Source organism: Pseudomonas turukhanskensis (assembly GCF_027922365.1).
Classification (GTDB): Bacteria; Pseudomonadota; Gammaproteobacteria; order Pseudomonadales; family Pseudomonadaceae; genus Aquipseudomonas; species Aquipseudomonas turukhanskensis.
The window spans coordinates 63,954-86,601 of record NZ_BSFN01000005.1 but is presented as its reverse complement, the minus strand read 5'-3'; the positions used below and the strand labels follow the sequence as shown (position 1 = coordinate 86,601).

Annotated in this window: 23 protein-coding genes; 16 read left to right on the top strand and 7 right to left on the bottom strand. The window is 60.7% G+C overall.

Annotated elements, in window-relative coordinates; translation table 11 throughout:
• Positions 1 to 40: 40 nt before the first annotated feature.
• Positions 41 to 1,507 carry a membrane-bound lytic murein transglycosylase MltF gene (gene mltF / locus PKE98_RS10820; RefSeq protein WP_271195302.1) on the bottom strand — a complete coding sequence of 489 codons (1,467 nt, stop codon included), beginning with the start codon at positions 1,505 to 1,507 and terminating at the stop codon, positions 41 to 43.
• Positions 1,508 to 1,673: 166 nt separating this feature from the next.
• Between mltF and purL the strand changes: the two genes are divergently transcribed.
• From purL to PKE98_RS10805, 3 genes are all read left to right on the top strand, one after another.
• Positions 1,674 to 5,570, top strand: coding sequence for a phosphoribosylformylglycinamidine synthase (purL, locus tag PKE98_RS10815; protein ID WP_271195301.1), 3,897 nt, complete (start codon positions 1,674 to 1,676; stop codon positions 5,568 to 5,570).
• Between the two features lie 114 nt (positions 5,571 to 5,684).
• The gene (locus PKE98_RS10810; protein ID WP_271195300.1) at positions 5,685 to 5,945 is read left to right on the top strand and encodes a CDGSH iron-sulfur domain-containing protein; all 261 of its coding nucleotides are present in this window, start codon (positions 5,685 to 5,687) and stop codon (positions 5,943 to 5,945) included.
• Between the two features lie 169 nt (positions 5,946 to 6,114).
• Positions 6,115 to 6,432 (top strand): YqfO family protein, encoded by a 318-nt coding sequence (locus PKE98_RS10805; RefSeq protein ID WP_271195299.1) that lies wholly within the window; start codon positions 6,115 to 6,117, stop codon positions 6,430 to 6,432.
• A gap of 149 nt (positions 6,433 to 6,581) precedes the next feature.
• Here the strand turns inward: PKE98_RS10805 and PKE98_RS10800 are convergent, their stop codons facing one another.
• Positions 6,582 to 7,085 carry a L,D-transpeptidase family protein gene (locus PKE98_RS10800; RefSeq protein WP_271195298.1) on the bottom strand — a complete coding sequence of 168 codons (504 nt, stop codon included), beginning with the start codon at positions 7,083 to 7,085 and terminating at the stop codon, positions 6,582 to 6,584.
• A 51-nt stretch (positions 7,086 to 7,136) separates the two neighbouring features.
• Positions 7,137 to 7,709: an NUDIX hydrolase gene (locus PKE98_RS10795; protein WP_271195297.1), complete on the bottom strand. Its 573-nt coding sequence runs from the start codon at positions 7,707 to 7,709 to the stop codon at positions 7,137 to 7,139.
• A gap of 163 nt (positions 7,710 to 7,872) precedes the next feature.
• Here PKE98_RS10795 and PKE98_RS10790 point away from each other — a divergent pair, with 163 nt between their 5' ends.
• Genes PKE98_RS10790 through purT form a run of 4 tightly spaced genes read left to right on the top strand, consistent with a single transcriptional unit; the run spans position 7,873 to position 10,462 of the window.
• Positions 7,873 to 8,475: a CoA pyrophosphatase gene (locus tag PKE98_RS10790; RefSeq protein WP_271195296.1), complete on the top strand. Its 603-nt coding sequence runs from the start codon at positions 7,873 to 7,875 to the stop codon at positions 8,473 to 8,475.
• A 37-nt stretch (positions 8,476 to 8,512) separates the two neighbouring features.
• A complete protein-coding gene (locus PKE98_RS10785) occupies positions 8,513 to 9,037 on the top strand; it encodes a gamma carbonic anhydrase family protein (protein ID WP_271195295.1) in 525 nt (174 codons plus the stop codon).
• Complete coding sequence (locus tag PKE98_RS10780) at positions 9,034 to 9,243, top strand: DUF1289 domain-containing protein (protein WP_271195525.1); 210 nt, start codon at positions 9,034 to 9,036, stop codon at positions 9,241 to 9,243. Before PKE98_RS10785 ends, PKE98_RS10780 begins: the two co-directional genes overlap by 4 nt.
• 37 nt (positions 9,244 to 9,280) lie before the next feature.
• Positions 9,281 to 10,462 (top strand): formate-dependent phosphoribosylglycinamide formyltransferase, encoded by a 1,182-nt coding sequence (purT, locus tag PKE98_RS10775; protein ID WP_271195294.1) that lies wholly within the window; start codon positions 9,281 to 9,283, stop codon positions 10,460 to 10,462.
• Positions 10,463 to 10,600: 138 nt separating this feature from the next.
• Here purT and PKE98_RS10770 read toward each other — a convergent pair whose 3' ends face one another.
• From PKE98_RS10770 to PKE98_RS10760, 3 genes are all read right to left on the bottom strand, one after another.
• Complete coding sequence (locus PKE98_RS10770; RefSeq protein ID WP_271195293.1) at positions 10,601 to 11,917, bottom strand: MFS transporter; 1,317 nt, start codon at positions 11,915 to 11,917, stop codon at positions 10,601 to 10,603.
• 219 nt (positions 11,918 to 12,136) lie between these two features.
• Positions 12,137 to 13,432: an HlyC/CorC family transporter gene (locus tag PKE98_RS10765; protein ID WP_271195292.1), complete on the bottom strand. Its 1,296-nt coding sequence runs from the start codon at positions 13,430 to 13,432 to the stop codon at positions 12,137 to 12,139.
• Between the two features lie 14 nt (positions 13,433 to 13,446).
• Positions 13,447 to 14,247: a cytochrome C assembly family protein gene (locus PKE98_RS10760; protein ID WP_271195291.1), complete on the bottom strand. Its 801-nt coding sequence runs from the start codon at positions 14,245 to 14,247 to the stop codon at positions 13,447 to 13,449.
• 156 nt (positions 14,248 to 14,403) lie between these two features.
• Here PKE98_RS10760 and ffh point away from each other — a divergent pair, with 156 nt between their 5' ends.
• The 6 genes from ffh (at position 14,404) to PKE98_RS10730 (ending at position 18,451) form a co-directional block, all read left to right on the top strand.
• On the top strand, positions 14,404 to 15,783 hold the full coding sequence (gene ffh, locus PKE98_RS10755; protein ID WP_271195290.1) for a signal recognition particle protein: 1,380 nt from the start codon (positions 14,404 to 14,406) through the stop codon (positions 15,781 to 15,783).
• A 217-nt stretch (positions 15,784 to 16,000) separates the two neighbouring features.
• Positions 16,001 to 16,252 (top strand): 30S ribosomal protein S16, encoded by a 252-nt coding sequence (gene rpsP, locus PKE98_RS10750; protein WP_108095776.1) that lies wholly within the window; start codon positions 16,001 to 16,003, stop codon positions 16,250 to 16,252.
• A 5-nt stretch (positions 16,253 to 16,257) separates the two neighbouring features.
• Complete coding sequence (gene rimM, locus PKE98_RS10745; protein ID WP_271195289.1) at positions 16,258 to 16,794, top strand: ribosome maturation factor RimM; 537 nt, start codon at positions 16,258 to 16,260, stop codon at positions 16,792 to 16,794.
• An 18-nt stretch (positions 16,795 to 16,812) separates the two neighbouring features.
• Positions 16,813 to 17,565: a tRNA (guanosine(37)-N1)-methyltransferase TrmD gene (trmD, locus tag PKE98_RS10740; protein WP_271195288.1), complete on the top strand. Its 753-nt coding sequence runs from the start codon at positions 16,813 to 16,815 to the stop codon at positions 17,563 to 17,565.
• Between the two features lie 42 nt (positions 17,566 to 17,607).
• Positions 17,608 to 17,958, top strand: a complete 351-nt coding sequence (rplS, locus tag PKE98_RS10735) for a 50S ribosomal protein L19 (protein WP_108095773.1) — start codon at positions 17,608 to 17,610, stop codon at positions 17,956 to 17,958.
• Positions 17,959 to 18,043: 85 nt separating this feature from the next.
• On the top strand, positions 18,044 to 18,451 hold the full coding sequence (locus PKE98_RS10730) for an acyl-CoA thioesterase (RefSeq protein WP_271195287.1): 408 nt from the start codon (positions 18,044 to 18,046) through the stop codon (positions 18,449 to 18,451).
• Positions 18,452 to 18,514: 63 nt separating this feature from the next.
• Here PKE98_RS10730 and PKE98_RS10725 read toward each other — a convergent pair whose 3' ends face one another.
• Positions 18,515 to 19,177 (bottom strand): cyclic di-GMP-binding domain-containing protein, MshE-related, encoded by a 663-nt coding sequence (locus PKE98_RS10725; RefSeq protein ID WP_271195286.1) that lies wholly within the window; start codon positions 19,175 to 19,177, stop codon positions 18,515 to 18,517.
• Between the two features lie 314 nt (positions 19,178 to 19,491).
• Between PKE98_RS10725 and xerD the strand changes: the two genes are divergently transcribed.
• From xerD to PKE98_RS10710, 3 genes are all read left to right on the top strand, one after another.
• Positions 19,492 to 20,388 (top strand): site-specific tyrosine recombinase XerD, encoded by an 897-nt coding sequence (gene xerD, locus PKE98_RS10720; RefSeq protein WP_271195285.1) that lies wholly within the window; start codon positions 19,492 to 19,494, stop codon positions 20,386 to 20,388.
• A gap of 108 nt (positions 20,389 to 20,496) precedes the next feature.
• Positions 20,497 to 21,225 carry a bifunctional protein-disulfide isomerase/oxidoreductase DsbC gene (dsbC, locus tag PKE98_RS10715; protein ID WP_271195284.1) on the top strand — a complete coding sequence of 243 codons (729 nt, stop codon included), beginning with the start codon at positions 20,497 to 20,499 and terminating at the stop codon, positions 21,223 to 21,225.
• 118 nt (positions 21,226 to 21,343) lie between these two features.
• Positions 21,344 to 22,648, top strand: coding sequence for a homoserine dehydrogenase (locus tag PKE98_RS10710; protein WP_271195283.1), 1,305 nt, complete (start codon positions 21,344 to 21,346; stop codon positions 22,646 to 22,648).

The window sequence follows — 22,648 nt, the reverse complement described above, 5'->3', positions numbered from 1 at the left end:
TTCGCGGGGATGACGGTGGGGATTTGAGCGTCGCTCGGAGTTAAAGCGCCGCCGGCCCGTTATCGTCCGGCTTGCGTTTGTCGATACTCGGAATATGCAGATTGCCTTCGGCCATCTGCCCGCCTTCCAGTTGCGGCTGCGTTACCCAGGTGAGGATGTCGTAGTAACGGCGGATGTTCTGCACAAAATGCACGGTCTCACCGCCCCGGGCGTAGCCGTATTTGGTCTTGCTGTACCACTGCTTCTGCGACAGGCGTGGCAGCATGGTTTTCACATTCAGCCACTTGTTCGGGTCCAGGCCTTCAGCCTCGGCCAACTTGCGGGCGTCGCCCAGGTGCGCGATGCCGATGTTGTAGGCGGCCAGGGCAAACCAGGTGCGGTCCGGCTCGGTCAGTTCGGGGGCCAGGTTTTCCAGAATCGAAGCGAAGTATTTACTGCCGCCGTTGATGCTCTGCTTCGGGTCCAGTCGGTTGGACACGCCCATGGCTTCGGCCGTGTTCTGGGTCAGCATCATCAGGCCGCGTACGCCGGTCTTGGAGGTGGCGTTGGGTTGCCACAGTGACTCCTGATAACCGATGGCCGCCAGCAGTCGCCAGTCCATCTCATAGGTTTTGCCGTTCTGGCGGAAGTGTTGCTCATAGCGCGGCAGGCGTTGCTGCAAATGCTTGGCAAAGGTGTAGGCGCCGACATAACCCAGTACGTCCACATGGCCGTAGTAGCGGTCTTTTAAACGTTGCAGTACGCCGTTGATTTTCACCCGCTCCAGAAAGGCATTCACTTCCTTGAGCAGGCTATCGTCGGCGCCGGGTGGCACGGCCCAGCCTAGTGTATTGGCGTCGCCGAAGTCGAAAGCCACGCGCACGTTGGGGAAGTACACCTGGTTCATGGCCAGTTCGTTGGAGTCCACCAGCGTCAGGTCTATCTGCCCTTCATCGACCATGCGCAGCAGGTCGACGATTTCCACCGCGTCCGACTCTTCATAGTTGAGGTCGGGGTACTGGCCTTTAAGGGTTGCAAGCTGCTCGGCATGGCTGCTGCCTTTAAGCACCATGATGCGTTTGCCGAGCAGGTCTTCCGGGCGGGTGGGGCGGTTTTCGCCGTTGCGGTAGATGATCTGCGGGGTGACTTCAAGATACGACTGGGAGAAACGCGCCTGATTCATTCGCCCCTGACTGCTCACCAAGCCGGCGGCGGCCAGGGCCGGGCCGTTTTCCTGATTCAGGCGGGTGAAGATTTCATCGAGGTTGTCAGCGGTCTCGATTTTCAGCTCCACGCCCAGGTCGTCGGCGAAGCGCTTGACCAGCTCGTACTCGAAACCGGTTTCGCCGTTGCGGTCCTGGAAGTAGGTGGCCGGGCTGTTACGGGTGATCACGCGCAGCACGCCATCCTTCTGGATGCGCTCAAGGACTGTCGGCTGCGGCTCATTACAGCCGCAAAGCAACAGAAGGAGGGTGGCTGCCGCCAGCCATTTCGGGGGGCGTTTTTGCAGCAGGGTGTGTGCAGGCATCGGCGGAGTATACGCAAAGCGCTGAAGTCGCCATATCTCGACAGCCGGGCTGCTTCTCTGCTAGCGCAAAACTGTCGACTGGGTCCCCGTCACGAGTGCCTAGGCGCAAGGTTTGGGTTAGAATGCACGGCCTCAAAGCATCCCCCTTCCCGAGGCTTTCCCCGAGATGTTGATCCTGCGCGGCGCTCCAGCCCTTTCTGCCTTCCGCCACGGCAAGTTACTCGAGCAACTGACTGCCAAAGTCCCCGCTGTTACTGCGGTGTACGCCGAGTTTGCCCACTTTGCCGAGGTGACCGGTATTCTGACCGGCGACGAAGAGAAAGTGCTCGCCCGCTTGCTCAAGTACGGCCCGAGCGTGCCGGTACAAGAGCCAAGCGGCCGTCTGTTCCTGGTGCTGCCGCGTTTCGGCACCATCTCTCCGTGGTCCAGCAAGGCCAGCGACATTGCCCGCAACTGCGGCCTGGCCAAGATCCAGCGCCTGGAGCGCGGCATTGCCTACTACGTAGCCGGTGAGCTGAGTGAGGCCGACGCCGAGCTGGTCGCAAGCGCGCTGCACGACCGCATGACCCAACTGGTGCTGGGCGACCTGGAACAGGCCGCAGGTCTGTTCAGCCACGCCGAACCAAAACCGCTGACTGCGGTGGACGTGCTCAACGGCGGCCGCGCCGCGCTGGAGCAAGCCAACAGTGAGTTGGGCCTGGCCCTGGCCGACGACGAAATCGACTATCTAGTCGCCGCGTTTGTAAAACTGGGGCGCAACCCGCACGACATCGAACTGATGATGTTTGCCCAGGCCAACTCCGAGCATTGCCGCCACAAGATTTTCAACGCCAGCTGGGATATCGACGGCGAGAATCAGGAAAAAAGCCTGTTCGGCATGATCAAGAACACCTTCCAGATGCACAGCGATGGTGTGTTGTCGGCTTATAAAGACAACGCCGCTGTTATCGAAGGTTCGGTTGCCGGGCGTTTCTTCCCGAACGCCGAAACCCGCCAGTACGGCGCGGTGCAGGAGCCGGTGCATATTCTGATGAAGGTGGAAACCCACAACCATCCGACCGCCATCGCACCCTTCCCCGGTGCCTCTACCGGTTCCGGCGGCGAGATTCGCGACGAAGGTGCTACCGGTCGCGGCGCCAAGCCCAAAGCTGGCCTTACCGGTTTCACCGTATCCAACCTGCAGATTCCAGGCTTTGAACAACCGTGGGAAACCCCGTACGGCAAGCCTGAGCGCATCGTTACCGCGCTGGACATCATGATCGAAGGCCCGCTGGGCGGCGCTGCGTTCAACAACGAATTCGGTCGTCCGGCACTTACCGGCTACTTCCGTACCTTCGAGCAAAAAATCAACACGCCCCATGGCGAGGAAGTACGCGGCTACCACAAGCCGATCATGCTCGCCGGCGGTATGGGTAACATCCGCGCGGACCACGTTCAGAAAGCCGAAATCACCGTGGGCTCCAAGCTTATCGTGCTCGGCGGCCCGGCCATGCTGATCGGCCTGGGCGGCGGCGCTGCGTCGTCGATGGCCACCGGTGCAAGCTCGGCTGATCTGGATTTTGCCTCCGTGCAACGGGAAAACCCGGAAATGGAGCGCCGTTGCCAGGAAGTGATCGACCGCTGCTGGCAGCTGGGCGACAAGAACCCCATCAGCTTTATCCACGATGTGGGCGCGGGTGGTCTGTCCAACGCGTTCCCGGAACTGGTCAACGACGGTGGCCGCGGTGGCCGCTTCGAACTGCGCGCCGTACCGAACGACGAACCGGGCATGGCCCCGCACGAGATCTGGTGCAACGAAAGCCAGGAACGTTATGTACTGGCCGTCGACGCCGCCGACTTTGAAACCTTCAAAGCCATCTGCGAGCGCGAGCGCTGCCCGTTTGCCGTTGTCGGTGAAGCCCTGGCCGAGCCGCAACTGACCGTCGCCGACAGTCACTTCGGCAACAACGCCGTCGATATGCCGCTGGAAGTGCTGCTGGGCAAAGCCCCACGCATGCACCGCTCGGCCGTTCGCGAGCAAGAGCTGGGCGACGATTTCGACGCCGCCAGCCTCGACCTCAAAGAAGCCGTGGAGCGCGTATTGCACCACCCGGCCGTGGCGAGCAAAAGCTTCCTGATTACCATCGGCGACCGCACCATTACTGGTCTGGTTGCCCGCGACCAGATGGTGGGCCCATGGCAAGTGCCGGTGGCCGACTGCGCCGTCACCGCCACCAGCTTCGACGTGTACACCGGTGAAGCCATGGCCATGGGTGAGCGCACGCCGCTGGCCCTGTTGAACGCTCCAGCCTCTGGCCGTATGGCCATTGGTGAAACGCTGACCAACATCGCCGCCTCGCGCATCGGCAAGATTTCCGATATCAAGCTGTCGGCCAACTGGATGTCGGCAGCCGGCCACCCCGGTGAAGACGCTCGCTTGTACGACACCGTGAAAGCGGTCGGCATGGAACTGTGCCCGGAGTTGGGTATCACCATTCCGGTCGGCAAAGACTCGATGTCGATGAAAACCCGCTGGAGCGAAGAGGGCACCGACAAGTCGGTAACCTCGCCGCTGTCGCTGATCGTGACCGGCTTCGCTCCGGTGCTCGATATTCGCCAAACCCTGACCCCGCAACTGCGCATGGACAAGGGCGAGACCGACCTCATTCTGATCGACCTCGGCCGCGGCCAGAACCGCATGGGCGCCTCCATCCTGGCGCAGGTTTACGGCCAATTGGCGCGCACCGCGCCGGACGTTGACGACGCCGAAGACCTCAAAGCCTTCTTCGCCGTGATCCAGGGCCTGAACGCCGACGGTAGCCTGCTTGCCTACCACGACCGTTCCGACGGTGGTCTGCTGGTGAGCGTGCTGGAAATGGCCTTCGCCGGTCACTGTGGCCTGAACATCGTGCTCGACACCGTGGCCCATAACCGCGAAGAACTGGCCGCCGTGCTGTTCAACGAAGAGTTGGGTGCGGTGATTCAGGTTCGTCAGGACGCTACCCCGGAAGTGCTGGCGCAATTCAGCGCCGCCGGCCTGGGCGACTGCGTGGCCGTGATCGGTCAGCCGCTGAACAACGCCGAAATCAACATCAGCTTCAACGACCAGCCGGTGTTCACTGGCGAGCGTCGTCTGTTGCAGCGCGAGTGGGCGGCCACCAGCTACCAGGTGCAGCGTCTGCGTGACAACGTCGAGTGCGCCGAGCAGGAATACGACGTGCTGCTGGACGAAGCCAACCCGGGCCTTAGCGTCAAGCTGGGTTTTGACGTCAACCAGGACATCGCCGCGCCTTACATCAAGAAGAACGTGCGCCCGCAAGTGGCCGTGCTGCGTGAGCAGGGCGTCAACGGCCAAGTGGAAATGGCAGCGGCGTTCGACCGCGCCGGCTTCAACGCCATCGACGTGCACATGAGCGATATCCTCGCCGGTCGCGTCAGCCTGGAGGAGTTCAAAGGCCTGGTGGCCTGCGGCGGCTTCTCCTACGGCGACGTGCTGGGTGCTGGTGAAGGCTGGGCCAAGTCGGTGCTGTTCAATAGCCGCGCCCGCGATGCCTTCAGCGCGTTCTTCGAGCGTAAAGACAGCTTCACCCTCGGCGTGTGCAACGGCTGCCAGATGATGTCCAACCTGCGTGAGCTGGTGCCGGGCAGCGAGTTCTGGCCGCACTTTGTGCGCAACCGTTCCGAGCAGTTCGAAGGCCGCGTGGCCATGGTGCAAGTGCAGGAGTCGGCCTCGATCTTCCTGCGCGATATGGCCGGTTCGCGTATGCCAATCGCCATCGCCCACGGTGAAGGTCATGCCGAGTTCGAAAGTGAGGAAGCGCTGCTGGAAGCGGATCTGTCCGGCTGCGTGTCGATGCGCTTTATCGACAACCACGGCAAGGTCACCGAAAGCTACCCGGCCAACCCCAACGGTTCCCCGCGTGGTATCACCGGCCTTACCAGCCGCGACGGCCGTGTGACCATCATGATGCCGCACCCGGAGCGCGTATTCCGCGCGGTGCAGAACTCCTGGAAGCCGGAAGAGTGGAACGAAGACGGCGGCTGGATGCGCATGTTCCGCAATGCCCGCGTCTGGGTGAATTGAGTTCACCTCGGTGATTTCAAGTAGGGCGAATATCCGCATCGCGGATATCCGCCGTTTTCTGCAGCGCCCCATCGGCGGATATCACCTACGGCGATATTCGCCCTACGCCGCGGCATGAAGCCGCCTTTGCTCCCCGAGGTGCGCTTGCTTGAAGCAGGCGTCACCTTGCGGTTGTGCACCTGCGGGCAGTCGGCGCAATCGCCGGACTGCACCACCGAATGCGAAAACGCTCTGATCTTCACCGCCAGGCGCGAGCAACGCCTGTTGCTGTGCCGCTGTGGGCAGTCGAAAAACCTGCCGTTCTGCGATGGCAGCCACAACCCGCCGGCTCCGTCATGGAAGGCCAAGTGGCGACGCTTCTGGTCGGGCTTATGAGCAACCTGTCTAACTTGGCCTGAACACTCGGCGCAGTTTTGTACTCCAACAACCATTGTGAAATTGCACGTTTACGTGAGATTGAGGCAATATGCCATCACTGCGCGCTGACTATTTGGCGCCAAAATCCTGCGTAAGCAAGCCGTGCCAATGCTCCGTGGAGACCACGATGTACAAGCTGTGTTTTTACGTTCCGGAAAGTCATCTGGACGTTGTAAAGAGTGCTGTGTTTGAAGCCGGTGCAGGGCGCATAGGGGATTACGACAGTTGCTGCTGGCAATCTTTGGGGCAGGGGCAGTTCCGCCCGTTAACCGGCAGCAAGGCGTTTATTGGTCAGGCCGGTGTGCTTGAGCATGTGGCGGAATGGAAGGTGGAGCTGGTGGTAGCGGATGAGCTGATTCACGATGCGGTGAAGGCGCTGCGCAAGGCGCACCCGTATGAGACGCCGGCGTTCGAGGTGTGGCGGTTGTCGGATCTGGTTTTCTGAACAAAGAAGGCGCCAAGTGAGGCGCCTTCTTTCGTTTTCCTGACCCATTCTGGATTCCCTCCTACGCGGGAATGACGGGAGTGTTATTCAAGTCCACCGTCGTCCCCGCAGGCGGGAACCCAGGTACGACAAGCGTAAGCCGGTGAGGTTTAAGGGCGAATCTCGATCAACGTCCCGTCTTTCACCAAACTCCACACCTCACGCATATCGTCGTTTTTCATGGCGATACAGCCTTCAGTCCAATCCAGCGTATTGAAATACCACTCGGGGAATTCGTCGTCGATCGGCGTGCCGTGAATCATGATCATGCCGCCCGGCGGTACGCCTTCCTTGCGGGCGGCGGCCTGGTCTTTGATGTTGGGGTAGGAGATATGCATGGCCAGGTTGTACTTCTCGCTGGTCTTGCGCCAGTCGATCCAGTAATAGCCTTCAGGGGTGCGGCTGTCGCCTTCGCGTTGTTTCGGGCCTTTGGGTTTTTTGCCCAGCGAGATGCGGTAGGTTTTCAGCGTTTCGCCACGGTTCATCAGAAACAGTTTGTGCTCGGCTTTTATCACCAACACCTTGTCCACGGTCTTGCCGTCCAGGGTCACAGTGGTGGAGGCGTGCGAGAGCATCGCAAACGACAGGCAGACAGCGGCTAACAACCAACGCATCGATGCAGTTCCAGTGTGGGCTGCGTGCAGCAGCCCGAAATGTTGTGTGTTTTAAACGCCGCTCTTTTTATAAGAAGCTGGAAAGTGTGGGCGCAGAGCTTCTAGTGGCTCATTGCGCACCGGGAAGTGTTGGGCGACCCGGTCGGCGAAGAAGCATTCTAAGGTACGGCCTACGGTCGGGAAAGCCAGCTCGGACCAAGGGATGTCAGCCTCATCAAACAGCTTTACCTCCAGGCTTTCCTCGCCGACGGCAAAGTCCAGGTCAACCAGTTCGGCGCGGAAAAACACGTATACCTGGCTGATATGCGGCAGGTCATACAGGCCGTAGAGCTCCAGGTTACGCACCCGCGCACAGGCTTCTTCCAGGGTTTCGCGCATGGCGGCTTCGGCCATGGTTTCACCGTTTTCCATAAAGCCGGCTGGCAGTGTCCAGTACCCACGGCGCGGTTCGATGGCGCGGCGACACAGCAGCACCTGTTGGCCCCACACCGGCAGGCAGCCGGCAACAGTGCGCGGGTTCTGATAATGGATGGTCTGGCATTCATCGCATACATAACGCAGGCGGCTGTCGCCCTCTGGAATGCGCTGCGACACGCGATGGCCGCATTGGCTGCAGTAGTTCATCCCGTCTCCTGGGGCGTGGTTGCGGCGGTGCCTGGCATCTTGGCGTGCCAGGCTTCGCTCGGCAAGGCATGACGACAACCGCCCAGCGACCGGGCGCGGGGCTTGGGCAGCTTTACGCTTTCGTGCCATCATGCCCGGCAGAACAAAAGACCGAGATTGTCCCATGCTCGATGAGATGCTCCAGCGCGTGCGCGACTACCAACCAGTCGTTCTGGGCGCCGACGGGAGTTTTCCAGAAGCCGCCGTGTTGGTCCCCATAACCCGCAGTGACACCCCTGAACTGGTGCTCACCCTGCGTGCCAGCGGGCTCTCGACCCATGGTGGCGAAGTCGCCTTTCCCGGCGGGCGCCGCGACCCCGAAGACACCGATCTGATTGCTACCGCCCTGCGCGAGGCGCAGGAGGAAATCGGCCTGCCGCCCGGTTTGGTCGAGGTCATCGGGCCGCTCAGCAGCCTGGTGTCGCGCCACGGCATTCAAGTGACGCCCTACGTGGGCGTGGTGCCGGACTTCGTCGAGTACCAGGCCAACGACGGCGAAATTGCCTCGGTATTCAGCGTGCCGCTGGAGTTTTTCCGCACCGACCCGCGTGAGGTCACCCACCGTATCGATTACCGCGGGCGCGACTGGTACGTGCCCAGCTACCGGTACGGCGAATACAAAATCTGGGGGCTGACGGCGATCATGGTGGTCGAGCTGGTCAACCTGCTCTACGACGCCGGCATCAGCCTGCATCAGCCGCCGGACCATTACATCAGCTTGAGCTGAGTGAATAGAAAGCCAAAAAAGCCGTGAGGAACCACCGATGAAATACCGCCTGGGACAGTCGAGTGTCGAAACCCATCCCGAAAGCTGGGTCGCGCCCAATGCCACGCTGGTGGGCAAGGTCAAACTCGAAAAGGGCGCCAGCGTGTGGTTCAACGCTGTGCTGCGCGGCGACAACGAGCTGATTCATATCGGCGAGAACGCCAACGTGCAGGACGGCACCGTGATGCACACCGACATGGGCTTTCCGCTGAATATCGGCACCGGTGTCACTATCGGCCATAACGCCATGTTGCACGGCTGCACCGTGGGCGAGTACAGCCTGATCGGCATTAATGCGGTGATTCTCAACGGCGCCAAGATTGGTAAGCACTGCATCATCGGCGCCAATTCGCTGATCGGCGAGGGCAAGGAAATTCCCGATGGCTCACTGGTGATGGGGTCGCCCGGCAAGGTGGTGCGCGAACTGAATGACCAGCAAAAGAAAATGCTCGAAGCCAGCGCCGCTCACTACGTTCATAATTCGCAGCGCTACGCCCGCGACCTGGTAGAGCAGGACGACTGATGGACGCCGAACGCCCGGTACGCTCACCCTGCGTCAGCGTGTGTGCGCTGGATGACAACGATGTGTGCACCGGTTGCCAGCGCACCGCGGACGAAATCATTCGCTGGGGCCGCATGGACAACGCCGAGCGCCGCCTAGTGCTTGGTTACTGCCTGCAGCGGGCGCGGGCCAGCGGCCTGCTGACCGAGCCCAGCAAACCCGTTTGAATACCTAACTTTTAAATTGCACGTGAAGGAATGCCTCATGCCTCGTATCGGAACCCCCTTGTCGCCCAGCGCGACGCGCGTCTTGCTGTGTGGCTCGGGTGAGCTTGGCAAGGAAGTGGTGATCGAGCTGCAGCGCCTTGGCGTTGAAGTGATTGCCGTGGACCGTTACCTGAACGCTCCGGCCATGCAGGTGGCCCACCGCAGCCACGTGGTTGACATGCTTGACGGCGCCGCCCTGCGCGCCGTGATCGAGCTGGAAAAGCCGCACTACATCGTGCCGGAAATCGAAGCCATCGCCACCGCCACCCTGGCCGAGCTGGAAACCGAAGGTTACACCGTGATTCCAACCGCGCGTGCCGCGCAGCTAACCATGAACCGCGAAGGCATTCGCCGTCTGGCCGCCGAAGAGCTGGGCCTGCCGACGTCGCCATACCGCTTTGCCGACACCTTCGAAGAAGCCAAGGCGGCTACCGAAGCGCTGGGCTTTCCCTGCCTGATCAAGCCGATCATGAGTTCGTCGGGCAAAGGCCAGTCGGTGCTCAAAAGCGCTGCCGACTTGCAGGCCGCCTGGGACTACGCCCAAGCCGGTGGCCGTGCCGGCAAGGGTCGGGTCATTGTCGAAGGCTTTATCGACTTCGATTACGAAATTGCGCTGCTCACCGTGCGCCATGTGGGCGGCACCACGTTCTGCCAGCCGGTGGGGCACCGTCAGGTGAAAGGCGACTATCAGGAGTCCTGGCAGCCACAGGTCATGAGCGACAAAGCCCGTGCCGAGGCCGAACGCATTGCCCTGGCCGTTACCGGCTCGCTGGGTGGGCGCGGTCTGTTTGGCGTGGAGCTGTTTGTCAAAGGCGATCAGGTGTGGTTCTGCGAAATCTCCCCGCGCCCGCATGACACCGGTCTGGTTACCCTGATTTCTCAAGACCTGTCGGAATTCGCTCTGCACGCCCGCGCGATTCTGGGTCTGCCGATTCCGGCGATTCGCCAGCTCGGCCCATCGGCTTCGGCGGTGGTGCTGGTGGAAGGCAAGTCGACCCAGACGGCATTCAGCAACCTCGGCGCCGCCCTGAGCGAGCCGGACACGGCGTTGCGTCTGTTTGGTAAGCCAGAAGTGAACGGCCAGCGCCGCATGGGCGTGGCCCTGGCGCGTGATGAGTCCACCGATGCGGCGCGTGCCAAAGCGACGCGTGCTGCACAGGCGGTGGTGGTAGAGCTTTAAAAAGCTTCAGACGTTGTCCGAGGTCTCGCGAGCTAGAGCCAAGCAAGGCGAATCAGGTGGCCGGAAGCGGAGTTGACTGTAGTCAATGAGCATTCTGGGCACCTGATTCAACGCAGCTTGGCCGGCGCGCAGCAGACCTCAGGCGATCTTTTGCAGATCGGCGTTTCTGGTTTCTTTCAGGCACAGCACCGCCAGCAAACTAAGCAACGCTGCCGCCGACACATACCCGCCCACCCAACTCAAGCCGCCCATCGCCACCAATTGCTGGGCGAAGAACGGCGCTGCAGAGGCGCCGACAATGCCGCCCAGGTTGTATGCCGCCGACGCGCCGGTGTACCGCACGCGGGTAGGGAACAGCTCTGGCAACAGGGCGCCCATTGGCGCGAAGGTCACGCCCATCAGAAATAGCTCGATGCTCAGAAACAGCGCGACCGCCCAGGTCGAGCCGTGGGTGAGCAGCGGTTCCATCAGAAAGCCGGAAAGAATCGCCAGTACGCCACCCACGATCAGTACCGGCTTGCGCCCGTAGCGATCGCTGGCCCAAGCCGACAGCGGCGTGGCCAAGGCCATGAACACCACGGCAAAGCACAACAAACCGAGAAAGGTTTCCCGTGTGTAGCCCAGGCTGGTGATGCCGTAGCTCAGGGAAAACACCGTCGAGATATAGAACAGCGCATAGCACACCACCATGGCGCCCGCGCCCAGCAGCATGGGTGCCCAGTATTGGCTGAACAGTTCGAGCAGCGGCACTTTCACCCGTTCGTGGCGCGCGACGGCGTTGGCGAACACCGGGGTTTCTTCCAGCTTCAGGCGCACGTACAGACCGACCATCACCAACACGGCGCTCAGCAGAAACGGAATGCGCCAGCCCCAGTCTTTGAATTGCTCGTCACTGAGGGTCATGGCCAAGGTCAGAAACAAACCGTTGGCAGCGAGAAAACCAATCGAAGGGCCGAGCTGCGGGAACATGCCGAACCAGCCGCGTTTGCCAGGCGGGGCGTTTTCGGTGGCCAACAAGGCCGCGCCGCCCCATTCGCCGCCGAGCCCCAGGCCTTGGCCAAAGCGCAGCAGGCACAACAGAATCGGCGCCCAGGCGCCAATGCTGCTGTAACCCGGCAACACGCCGATCAACGTGGTGCACACGCCCATCAGCAGCAGGGACGCCACCAGCGTCGACTTGCGCCCCACGCGGTCGCCGAAGTGGCCGAACAGCGCCGAGCCCAGCGGGCGGGCTAGAAAGGCGATCCCGAAACTCAAGAAAGCCGCCAAGGTTTGCGCGGTGGTAGAAGTAGCCGGAAAGAACACCGGGCCGATCACCAGCGCTGCCGCGGTGGCGTACACATAGAAATCGTAGAACTCGATAGCGGTGCCAATAAAGCTGGCCGTGGCAACACGGGCGGTGGAGTTCACCGGCTGTGTCTCGTCGCGGGCGGGCGTTGCGATAGCGCTGGTCATGATTCGCCTTCGATGGGCAGGGCCGGACCATGGGCAAGGCCATGGCCGCAGCAAATTATTGTGGTAGCGCGCAGGGGTAAAACGCTGGGGCTGTGCCGCGAATGCTAGGGGCTTTGTGAGGCCTTGCGCGCGGCACCGGCCTACCTGCGGATGGCAGGCGAGGCGGTAGGTAGGGCGACTATAAAAGCGCGGCGGCGGCGCTGACAATTACACCTTCAGCTAATCGGCGCTTTCGATCGGCGCGTCTGGGCTTACCCGAGGAGTAGGGCGCCAGACGCGCACGCTTTTCACCCGGTTGTCGGTGGATTGCAGGATCTCCAGGCGATACGGCCCGATCTTCAGGCACACCGCGCTGTCAGGGATGTTTTCCAGCGCTTCGGTGATCAGGCCGTTCAGAGTTTTCGGCCCGTCGCACGGCAGGCTCCAGCCCAGTGCCTTGTTCACTTCGCGGATATAGGCGGCGCCGTCGATCACCTGGGTGCCGTCTTCCTGCGGGTGGATATCGGGGCTGCGTAGCGCGTCCTGATTGCTGAAGTCGCCGACGATCTCTTCCAGGATGTCTTCCAGGGTGACAATCCCCTGCACATCGCCGTACTCGTCGACGACGATGCCGATGCGGCGTTTGTGCTTCTGAAAGTTCAGCAGTTGGGTCGACAGCGGTGTGCTTTCCGGCACGAAGTAGGGCTCGTGGGCGGCGGCGCTCAGGGCTTCGATGGTCAACTGGTCGTGGGTCAGCAGGCGGGCGATCTGGCGCATATGCACCACGCCTTCAACTTGATTGAGGTCGCTGCGAAACACCGGCAGGCGCGTGTGCGAGGTGGTGCGTAGCTGGGTGATGATGTCGTCCAGCGGGTCATCGAGGTTAATGCCGGTAACCTCGTTGCGCGGAATCATGATGTCGTTAACCGTCACCGTTTCCAGGTCAAGAATGCTCAGCAGCATGCTCTGACGGTTTTGTGGCAACTCGTGGGTGGCCTCGCGCACCACGCTGCGCAATTCCTCGGCGCTGAGGCCGTCCTTGCGCTTGCGCGTGGGGTCGATGCGGCACAGGCGCAGCAGGGAGTTGCTGATGGCGTTGAGCAGCCACACCAGCGGTTCGAGCAGTTCAACCAGCAAGCGTAGCGGTGCGCTGAGGGGAAAGGCGAAGGCTTCCGGACGCAGTACGGCGAGGGTGCGCGGGGTGATGTCGGCGAGCAGCAACAGCGCCAGGGTAAGGCCGAGCGTGGAAAGAATCAGGCCGAACTCGCCCCATAGGCGGGTGGCCAGCAGCGCCGCTACCGTGGCGGCCAGTACGGTCACCAGCGTGTTGCAAAAGTGCAGCACGCCGAGCAGTAGCTGCGGGCGATTGAGCAGGGTGCTGGCGCGCTTGGCGCCCCGTCGGCCTTGCTTGGCCAGGTAGCGCAGGCGGTAGCGGTTGAGGCTGAGCAGGCTGGTTTCTGCGCTTGCGAAAAACGCCGAGAAGAAAATCAGCGCCACCAGCAGGCCAAACAGGTACTGCGGATTCAGGTCAGACACGGTGGCAGCCTAGGCTAGATGTGCAGGATGAATTCACGTACCAGCTTGCTGCCGAAATACGCCAGCATCAGCAGGCAGAAGCCGGCGAGGGTCCAGCGAATGGCCTTGTGTCCGCGCCAGCCGCGCTGATGGCGACCCCACAGCAGCACGGCAAAGATCAGCCAGGCCACGCAGGCCAGGAAGGTTTTGTGCACCAGATGCTGGGCAAACAGGTTGTCCAGAAACAGCCAGCCGGAAATCAATGACAGGCTCAGCAGCGCCCAGCCGGCCCAGAGAAAACCGAACAGCAGGCTTTCCATGGTTTGCAGCGGCGGAAAATTCTTGATCAGGCCGGAGGGGTGCTTGTGCTTGAGCTGGTGGTCTTGCAGCAGCAACAGCAAGGCCTGGAATGCGGCGATGGTGAGCATGCCGTAGGCCAGAATGGACAGCAGGATATGGGCCAGAATCCCCGGCTTTTCGTTGATCACCGGCACCGTGCCGGCCGGTACGAACTGCGCCAGCAATACCGTGAGGATGCCCAGCGGCAAGAACAGCAGCAACAGGTTGAGCACCGGAATGCGCGCGCTGGCGACGATGGTCAGCAAGATGGCGGCGTAGGCGATGAGGCTCGCGGCGTTGAAGAAGTCCAGGGCCAGCCCGGCTTCTGCGCGCAGCTGCATGAACAGCGTATCGCCATGGAAAAACAACGCCAGCAACACCAGAGGGGCGAGCACGCGTTTGGAGGGCAATTTACGCTGAGAAAGGCGCAGGCCTTGGTAAGCGGTGGCGCCTATATAAAGGAAGGCGGCGGCGAGGCTAGGCAGCAGAGGGTGCATAAGTCCGTGTAAGGCGAGCCCGAAAGGGCGAGAGTGTGGCATAAAACGCCCGTTTCACGAAAGACCGCCAGCGGTGTCAGGGTTGGGGAGTCTTGGTTATAATCGCGCCCTTGTTGCAAGCTCACCCCGGCGCCAGACCGCCTGAAAGGAACGCGCATGTTCGAAAATCTAACCGATCGCCTCTCGCAGACCCTGCGCCATGTCACCGGCAAGGCCAAGCTGACCGAGGACAACATCAAGGACACCCTGCGTGAAGTGCGCATGGCCTTGCTGGAAGCCGACGTCGCGCTGCCGGTGGTGAAAGACTTCGTCAATAAAGTCAAAGAGCGCGCCGTTGGTACCGAAGTTTCCAGAAGCCTGACGCCCGGCCAGGCGTTCGTGAAGATTGTGCGCCTTGAACTCGAAGAGTTGATGGGCGCTGCCAACGAAGATCTGGCGCTCAACTCCACCCCGCCTGCCGTGGTGCTGATGGCTGGTTTGCAGGGCGCCGGTAAAACCACCACCGCCGGCAAGCTGGCGCGCTTTCTCAAAGAACGCAAAAAGAAAACCGTGATGCTGGTGTCGTCTGACATCTACCGTCCGGCTGCGATCAAACAGCTGGAAACGCTGGCCAACGATATCGGTGTGACGTTCTTCCCGTCCGATATCACCCAGAAGCCGGTGGCGATTGCCGAAGCGGCGATTCGCGAAGCCAAAATCAAATTCATCGATGTGGTGATCGTCGACACCGCCGGTCGTCTGCACATTGATGAAGAGATGATGGCCGAGATCAAGGCTGTTCACGCCGCGATCAACCCGGTCGAAACCCTGTTCGTGGTTGACGCCATGACCGGCCAGGACGCCGCCAACACCGCCAAGGCGTTTGGCGATGCGCTGCCGTTGACCGGCGTAGTGCTGACCAAAGTCGACGGTGATGCCCGAGGCGGTGCCGCGCTGTCGGTGCGTGCCATTACCGGCAAGCCGATCAAGTTCATCGGTATGGGTGAGAAGAGCGACGCGCTCGAGCCGTTCCACCCCGACCGTATCGCCTCGCGCATTCTCGGCATGGGCGACGTGCTCAGCCTGATCGAACAGGCCGAACAGACCCTCGACCGCGACAAAGCCGACAAGCTGGCCAAAAAGCTGAAGAAGGGCAAAGGCTTCGACCTCGAAGACTTCCGCGACCAGCTGCAACAGATGAAAAACATGGGCGGCCTTGGCGGCCTCATGGACAAGCTGCCGAACATCGGCGGCATGAACCTGGCGCAGATGGGCAATGCCCAGGGCGCGGCGGAGAAGCAGTTCAAGCAGATGGAGGCGATCATCAACTCGATGACCCCTCAGGAGCGCCGCGACCCGGACGTCATCAGCGGCTCGCGCAAGCGTCGCATCGCCATGGGTTCGGGCACTCAGGTGCAGGATATTGGCCGTCTCATCAAACAGCACAAGCAGATGCAGAAGATGATGAAGAAGGTCACCGCCAAAGGCGGTATGGCCAAGATGATGCGCGGCATGGGGGGGATGTTCCCAGGCGGCGGTGGTATGCCAAAAATGTAAATCTGTTTTCGCCCGGGCGGCTCTGGAAACAGGCAATGCCCTGGCGTTCTCCACGCAAATGGATCGCTTGTTCGGGGCCTGTGAGCGTCTGTCATCGGGGCAGGGCAAAAAGAGATTTGCAAAAATCCCGATAATCCTTAGAATATGCGGCCTTTCGGGCCTAGTGCCTGGCATGTATTTTTAGTTTTGCAGCACCGACTACAGGAACGATGTTCACATGGTAACCATCCGTCTTGCCCGTGGCGGCTCCAAGAAGCGCCCGTTTTACCACCTCACCGTGACCGACAGCCGCAATGCGCGCGACGGTCGTTTTGTTGAGCGTATTGGTTTCTTCAACCCAATCGCTTCCGGTGCAGAGATCCGTCTGTCCGTAGACCAAGAGCGTGCTACCTACTGGCTCGGCCAGGGTGCACAGCCTTCTGAGCGCGTTGCTCAGTTGCTCAAGGATGCCGCCAAGGCAGCAGCCTAAGCCGCATGAACGCGACGCCCGCTCCCGCTGATGATCTGATCGTCATCGGCAAGATTGTTTCGGTGCATGGTGTTCGCGGCGAGGTGAAGGTCTACTCCTTTACCGATCCGATTGACAACCTGCTGGACTACAAACGCTGGACGCTTAAACGCGACGGTGATGTACGTCAGGTTGAGTTAGCCCAGGGCCGGTTGCAGAACAAGGTCCTCGTAGCAAAGCTGAAGGGTCTCGACGACCGTGAAGAAGCTCGTCTTCTCGCGGGTTTCGACATTTGTGTTTCCCGCAGCCTGCTCCCAGATCTGACCGATGGCGAGTACTACTGGTACCAGCTCAAAGGTTTGAAGGTAATCGACCAGCTCGGGCAATTGCTCGGGGTTATCGACCACTTGCTGGAGACCGGTGCTAACGATGTGATGGTGGTCAAGCCCTGCGCGGGCAGCCTGGATGATCGCGAACGTTTGCTGCCTTACACGGCGCACTGCGTTCTTTCGGTCGACCTGGCCGCTGGCGAAATGCGGGTTGACTGGGATGCGGACTTCTAATCAACGGTTAGTAGAGATATGGCTAGCCTGCGTGTTGAAGTCATCAGTTTGTTCCCGGAAATGTTTGCTGCCATCAGCGAATACGGTATTACCAGCCGCGCGGTGAAACAGGGGCTCTTGCAGCTGACCTGTTGGAATCCCCGAAGCTACACCGAAGATCGCCACCAGACGGTGGATGATCGTCCTTTCGGCGGTGGCCCCGGCATGGTGATGAAAATCAAGCCTCTGGAGGGCGCCTTGGCCGATGCCAAGCAAGCCGCTGGAGCGCAGGCGAAGGTCATTTACCTTTCGCCGCAAGGCCGCCAGCTGACGCAGTCAGCCGTGCGAGAACTGGCAAAAGAGGAGACCTTGATCCTCATTGCCGGGCGATATGAAGGCATCGATGAGCGGTTCATTGAAACGCATGTCGATGAAGAGTGGTCGATCGGGGATTACGTCCTTTCCGGTGGTGAGCTACCGGCAATGGTTCTGATCGATTCGGTAACGCGTCTGCTGCCTGGTGCGCTGGGTCATGCGGATTCGGCCGAGGAAGACTCCTTTACGGATGGCTTGCTCGACTGCCCGCACTACACCCGACCGGAGGTGTATGCGGATAAGCGCGTTCCCGACGTGTTGCTTAGCGGCAATCACGCACACATCCGGCGTTGGCGTTTGCAGCAGTCCCTTGGTCGGACCAGCGAACGACGCGCTGATCTTCTGGAAAGCCGCTCGCTTTCTGGAGAAGAGAAAAAGCTGTTGGCGGAATACATCCGGCAACGGGACGATAGTTAACGTATCGATGGCAGGCCAGTTGGTTTGTCTTAGGAGCACAGCATGACTAACAAAATTATCTTGGCCCTCGAAGCCGAGCAGATGAGCAAAGAGATCCCTACTTTCGCTCCGGGCGACACCGTAGTCGTTCAAGTTAAAGTGAAAGAAGGCGACCGTTCGCGTCTGCAAGCGTTCGAAGGCGTTGTAATCGCCAAGCGCAACCGTGGCGTGAACAGTGCTTTCACCGTTCGCAAAATCTCCAACGGTGTTGGCGTTGAGCGTACCTTCCAGACCTACAGCCCGCTGGTAGACAGCCTGGCCGTCAAGCGTCGCGGTGACGTACGTAAAGCCAAGCTTTACTACCTCCGTGACCTGTCTGGTAAAGCAGCTCGCATCAAGGAAAAACTGGTTTAACCCCAGTCTCCTTGTAGAAAAAGCAGCCTTCGGGCTGCTTTTTTATTGCCCGCGAATACGTCAGTCCGCATCCGGAAGTTATGGCATGACCCCCAGAGAGCAAGAAATCATCCGGCGCACCGCGCTGTCGGAAACCCGCGTCGCCAAGGCCGTTTTCCCGCCGACCACCAACCACCACAACACCCTGTTCGGCGGTACGGCGTTGGCGTGGATGGACGAGGTGTCGTTTATTGCCGCCACGCGTTTTTGCCGGTTGCCACTGGTGACCGTGTCCTCGGACCGTATCGACTTCAAGCACCCAATTGCCGCCGGGTCCATCGTCGAGTTGGTGGGGCGTGTAGTGAAAGTCGGCAACACCAGCCTCAAGGTCGAGGTCGAGGTGTTTGTCGAAAGCATGTACAGCGATGGGCGTGAGAAGGCCATTACCGGCGTTTTCAGCTTTGTCGCCATAGACGACAATAAGCAGCCGGTGCCGGTGTTGCCAGGGCTTTGACGGCGCTGTTGTAGATACCGTCTTGCCCATCAGTGAGCAATACGGTATCTACAAAATCAAAAGCTACGGTCGCATGCTGATGCGCAGGGAGGCCTGGGACAGGTCGATGTCCTGGAGCGTCACGCTCCCCATGCTCTGCCCCACACCGGCCCCCGCCACCCGCACATTGTCAAAACGCAGCTCTCCAATCGAGCTCGGCAAGCGCACGTTCACGCTGCCATCGGCATTCAACACCGAGGTCAGTTTGCTGGTGTCGTAGCGCACATCTTTCATCGACGTTTCCGCATCCAGGCTGTTCAGCACCGGCATCACCAGTTTTGCCAGCTTTGCCGCTGTGCCGATGCCGTCGCCGCTTTCGGCCTGCAGAAACAGCCCCTGCAATACATCGTCCAGGCCCTGTGCACTGACGTTGCTCATTTCCGAGTCATTCAGCGGCTGCAACGTACGGCTGACGCTGCTCGCCGCCGGCCGATGCAAATCCGCGCTGGCCATTTGAAAGGGGCTGAGCAGGGCAGCCACCAGGGTGGCGGCAACCCGCAGGCTGCTTTGTTTCTTCAGTGCCTTGCCGAGCTGGCGTTCCGTGACCAGCCCTTGTTCGATGAGGATTTCCCCCAACCGCTTGTGGCTGCTGGTTTGTGACTGGATGGCGTGAGCGAGTTGGTCGGGGCTGATCAATCCTTTGTTCAGCAGAATTTGACCGAGGCGGGAGTTGTGCTGAGTGGCCATGGAAAACGTCCGGCGGCAGTAGTGGCGAGTTGAAATCATGGCTGGCCGATGCCGGCCTGTCACCCACCCAAAGATAGGGTGACTCCGGCATTTTCGAGCCAACCGTCGGACGCCTATTCCGGCTGCGGGTCGATCATGGCCACCAGTACCCAGCCTGCCAGTGGCTGCAGATTTGCGTCGGGGTGGCGACGTGCACGTGATGGTTGTTGTCACGGGCAAACAGCGGCCTTCGCTTTTCCTTGGCAGTTAGCCTGTGATGCAAGGCGAGGCTGTGAAAGACTAGCCCGCTCCCGCGTCTCAGATACAGCCTATTTATGCCGGTTCTTGATCACCCTCTCATTGACCAGTTTCTCGATGCCCTTTGGATGGAAAAGGGCCTCTCCGAACACTCGCGTTCGGCGTATCGCAGTGACCTTGCGCACTTCAACGGCTGGTTGCAGGAGCGCGGGCTAAACCTGCCCGAAATCGGCCGCGATGTGCTGCTGGACCACCTGGGCTGGCGCCTGCAAGAAAAGTACGTTGCCCGTTCCACCGCACGTTTTCTCTCGGCCGTGCGCGGCTTTTATCGCTACCTGCTGCGGGAAAACCTCATCGCGGTGGATCCCACCCTGCAGGTAGAAATGCCGCAGCTGGGCCGGCCTTTGCCCAAAAGCCTGTCCGAAGCCGATGTGGAGGCGCTGCTGGCCGCGCCAGAAACCAGCGAACCCATCGGTCTGCGCGACCGCGCCATGCTCGAGGTGCTGTACGCCTGTGGCCTGCGTGTTACCGAGCTGATCAGCCTCACGCTGGAGCAAGTCAACCTGCGTCAGGGCGTGCTGCGCGTATTTGGCAAAGGCAGTAAAGAACGCCTGGTGCCGATGGGCGAGGAAGCGATTGTGTGGATCGAGCGCTACATGCGTGAAGCTCGCCCGCAACTGCTGGAAGGGCGGCCCAGCGACGTGCTCTTTCCCAGCAACCGCGGCGAGCAGATGACCCGACAGACCTTCTGGTACCGCATCAAACACCACGCCAAGGTGGCCGGTATCAGCAAGGCGTTGTCGCCGCACACCCTGCGCCATGCCTTTGCCACGCATCTGCTCAACCATGGTGCCGACCTGCGCGTCGTGCAGATGCTGCTCGGCCATAGCGACCTGTCCACCACCCAGATCTACACCCACATCGCCCGCGCCCGGTTGCAGGAACTGCACGCGCGCCATCACCCGCGCGGCTAATCCGCCACACAGTCCGTAGCACGTTCCGACCCGCTGCGGTCGGCCTGGGCCGGGCTTGTATGGTAGGCTTCGCCCTCGCTGTTAAGCCGCGTTTGCCAGGAGTATCCAATGCGCGCCACCCGAATTATTGCTGCTGCCCTTATCGCCTTGAGCAGTTGCATGGCCTGGGCCGATGAGCCCGACCAAGCTATCCGCAAGACCCTGGAAAATTTGCAGATGGATGTGCCCATCGAAAGCATCGCCGCCAGCCCCCTCAATGGTCTGTATGAAGTGCGTATGCAAGGTGGTCGCGTGCTCTACGCCAGCGCCGACGGCAAATACGTGATGCAGGGCTACCTGTTTGAAGTGAATGACGGCAAGCCGGTCAACCTTACCGAAAAAGCTGAAAGCGAAGGTATCGCCAAAACCATCAACGCCATTCCTACCAGCGAAATGGTCATCTACCCTGCGGTCGGTGAAGCCAAAACCCATATCACGGTGTTCACCGACACCACCTGCCCGTACTGCCACAAACTGCACGGCGAAATCGCCGAACTGAACCGCCGTGGTGTGGAAGTGCGCTACCTGGCCTTTCCGCGCCAGGGCCCAGGCTCCGAAGGTGACAATCAACTGCAGGCCGTGTGGTGCTCCAGCGACCGCAAAAAAGCCATGGACCAGATGGTTGCCGGCAAAGACATCAAAGCTGCCAAATGCGAAAACCCGGTGCACAAGCAATTCGCCCTGGGGCAAAACATCGGGGTAAATGGCACGCCCGCCATCGTGTTGGCTGACGGTAAATTGATCCCGGGCTATCAGCCGGCGCCACAAGTCGCTGCTCTGGCCTTGAAGGCCAAGTAATTTCGGCCCTTGCGGCCAGATTGACTAATACCCAGCCGCTTCGTAAGGTGCGGCTCTTTTATATTCACGGCCCGCGCTGAGCGGGCCGTTTCACGCAGCAGGATCTGGGGAGTTCAGGGTGAAACCGGTCAAAGTAGGCATCTGTGGGCTGGGTACCGTCGGTGGCGGTACGTTCAATGTGCTCAAGCGCAACGCCGAGGAAATTGCCCGGCGCGCAGGGCGCGATATCGAAGTGGCGCAGATTGCGCTGCGTTCGCAGAACCCTCAGTGCGACATTACCGGTATTGCCACCACCAACGACGTGTTCGCGGTGGCCACCAACCCGGAAATCGACATCGTCATCGAGCTGATCGGCGGCTACACCGTGGCCCACGAACTCGTGCTCAAAGCCATTGAAAACGGCAAGCATGTGGTCACCGCCAACAAGGCGCTGATTGCCGTGCACGGCAACGAAATCTTCGCCAAGGCCCGCGAAAAAGGCGTGATCGTCGCCTTTGAAGCCGCTGTAGCCGGCGGCATCCCGGTGATCAAGGCCATCCGTGAAGGCCTGGCCGCCAATCGTATCAACTGGCTGGCCGGCATCATCAACGGCACCGGCAACTTTATCCTCAGCGAAATGCGCGAAAAGGGCCGCACCTTCCCAGACGTGCTGGCCGAAGCCCAGGCCCTGGGTTACGCCGAAGCCGACCCCACCTTCGACGTTGAAGGCATCGACGCTGCCCACAAGCTGACCATTCTGGCCTCCATCGCCTTTGGTATTCCGCTGCAGTTCGACAAGGCCTATACCGAAGGCATAACCAAGCTCACCACCGCCGACGTCAACTACGCCGAAGCGCTGGGCTACCGCATCAAACACCTGGGCGTGGCGCGCAGCACCGCGGCCGGTATCGAGTTGCGTGTGCACCCGACGCTGATTCCGGCCGACCGTCTGATCGCCAACGTCAATGGCGTAATGAACGCCGTCATGGTCAACGGCGACGCCGCCGGCAGCACCCTGTTCTACGGCGCTGGCGCCGGCATGGAGCCGACCGCTTCGTCGGTTATCGCCGACCTGGTGGATGTGGTTCGTGCCCTGACCACCGACCCGGAAAACCGCGTGCCGCACTTGGCGTTCCAGCCAGACGCGCTGTCCACCCATCCGATTCTGCCCATCGAAGCCTGCGAGAGCGCCTATTACCTGCGCATTCAGGCCAAGGATCACCCCGGCGTATTGGCCCAGGTGGCAACCATCCTGTCGGAGCGCGGCATCAATATCGAATCGATCATGCAACAGGAAGTCGAAGAACAAGACGGCCTGGTGCCCATGATCCTGGTCACTCACCGCGTAGTAGAACAACGCATGAACGACGCCATCGCTGCCCTGGAAGCCCTGAGCGATGTGGTCGGCAGTGTCGTGCGTATCCGCGTTGAGCAACTGAGCTGA

Bases quoted from the DNA above. Each gene is read 5' to 3' on its own strand.
- purL (WP_271195301.1), top strand. From the start codon at position 1,674: ATGTTGATCCTGCGCGGCGCTCCAGCCCTTTCTGCCTTCCGCCACGGC.
- PKE98_RS10805 (WP_271195299.1), top strand. From the start codon at position 6,115: ATGTACAAGCTGTGTTTTTACGTTCCGGAAAGTCATCTGGACGTTGTA.
- trmD (WP_271195288.1), top strand. From the start codon at position 16,813: ATGGCTAGCCTGCGTGTTGAAGTCATCAGTTTGTTCCCGGAAATGTTT.
- rplS (WP_108095773.1), top strand. From the start codon at position 17,608: ATGACTAACAAAATTATCTTGGCCCTCGAAGCCGAGCAGATGAGCAAA.
- purT (WP_271195294.1), top strand. From the start codon at position 9,281: ATGCCTCGTATCGGAACCCCCTTGTCGCCCAGCGCGACGCGCGTCTTG.
- PKE98_RS10770 (WP_271195293.1), bottom strand. From the start codon at position 11,917: ATGACCAGCGCTATCGCAACGCCCGCCCGCGACGAGACACAGCCGGTG.
- ffh (WP_271195290.1), top strand. From the start codon at position 14,404: ATGTTCGAAAATCTAACCGATCGCCTCTCGCAGACCCTGCGCCATGTC.
- PKE98_RS10760 (WP_271195291.1), bottom strand. From the start codon at position 14,247: ATGCACCCTCTGCTGCCTAGCCTCGCCGCCGCCTTCCTTTATATAGGC.
- PKE98_RS10800 (WP_271195298.1), bottom strand. From the start codon at position 7,085: ATGCGTTGGTTGTTAGCCGCTGTCTGCCTGTCGTTTGCGATGCTCTCG.
- PKE98_RS10725 (WP_271195286.1), bottom strand. From the start codon at position 19,177: ATGGCCACTCAGCACAACTCCCGCCTCGGTCAAATTCTGCTGAACAAA.
- rpsP (WP_108095776.1), top strand. From the start codon at position 16,001: ATGGTAACCATCCGTCTTGCCCGTGGCGGCTCCAAGAAGCGCCCGTTT.
- PKE98_RS10795 (WP_271195297.1), bottom strand. From the start codon at position 7,709: ATGAACTACTGCAGCCAATGCGGCCATCGCGTGTCGCAGCGCATTCCA.
- PKE98_RS10790 (WP_271195296.1), top strand. From the start codon at position 7,873: ATGCTCGATGAGATGCTCCAGCGCGTGCGCGACTACCAACCAGTCGTT.
- rimM (WP_271195289.1), top strand. From the start codon at position 16,258: ATGAACGCGACGCCCGCTCCCGCTGATGATCTGATCGTCATCGGCAAG.
- PKE98_RS10730 (WP_271195287.1), top strand. From the start codon at position 18,044: ATGACCCCCAGAGAGCAAGAAATCATCCGGCGCACCGCGCTGTCGGAA.
- PKE98_RS10810 (WP_271195300.1), top strand. From the start codon at position 5,685: ATGAAGCCGCCTTTGCTCCCCGAGGTGCGCTTGCTTGAAGCAGGCGTC.
- mltF (WP_271195302.1), bottom strand. From the start codon at position 1,507: ATGCCTGCACACACCCTGCTGCAAAAACGCCCCCCGAAATGGCTGGCG.
- dsbC (WP_271195284.1), top strand. From the start codon at position 20,497: ATGCGCGCCACCCGAATTATTGCTGCTGCCCTTATCGCCTTGAGCAGT.
- PKE98_RS10785 (WP_271195295.1), top strand. From the start codon at position 8,513: ATGAAATACCGCCTGGGACAGTCGAGTGTCGAAACCCATCCCGAAAGC.
- xerD (WP_271195285.1), top strand. From the start codon at position 19,492: ATGCCGGTTCTTGATCACCCTCTCATTGACCAGTTTCTCGATGCCCTT.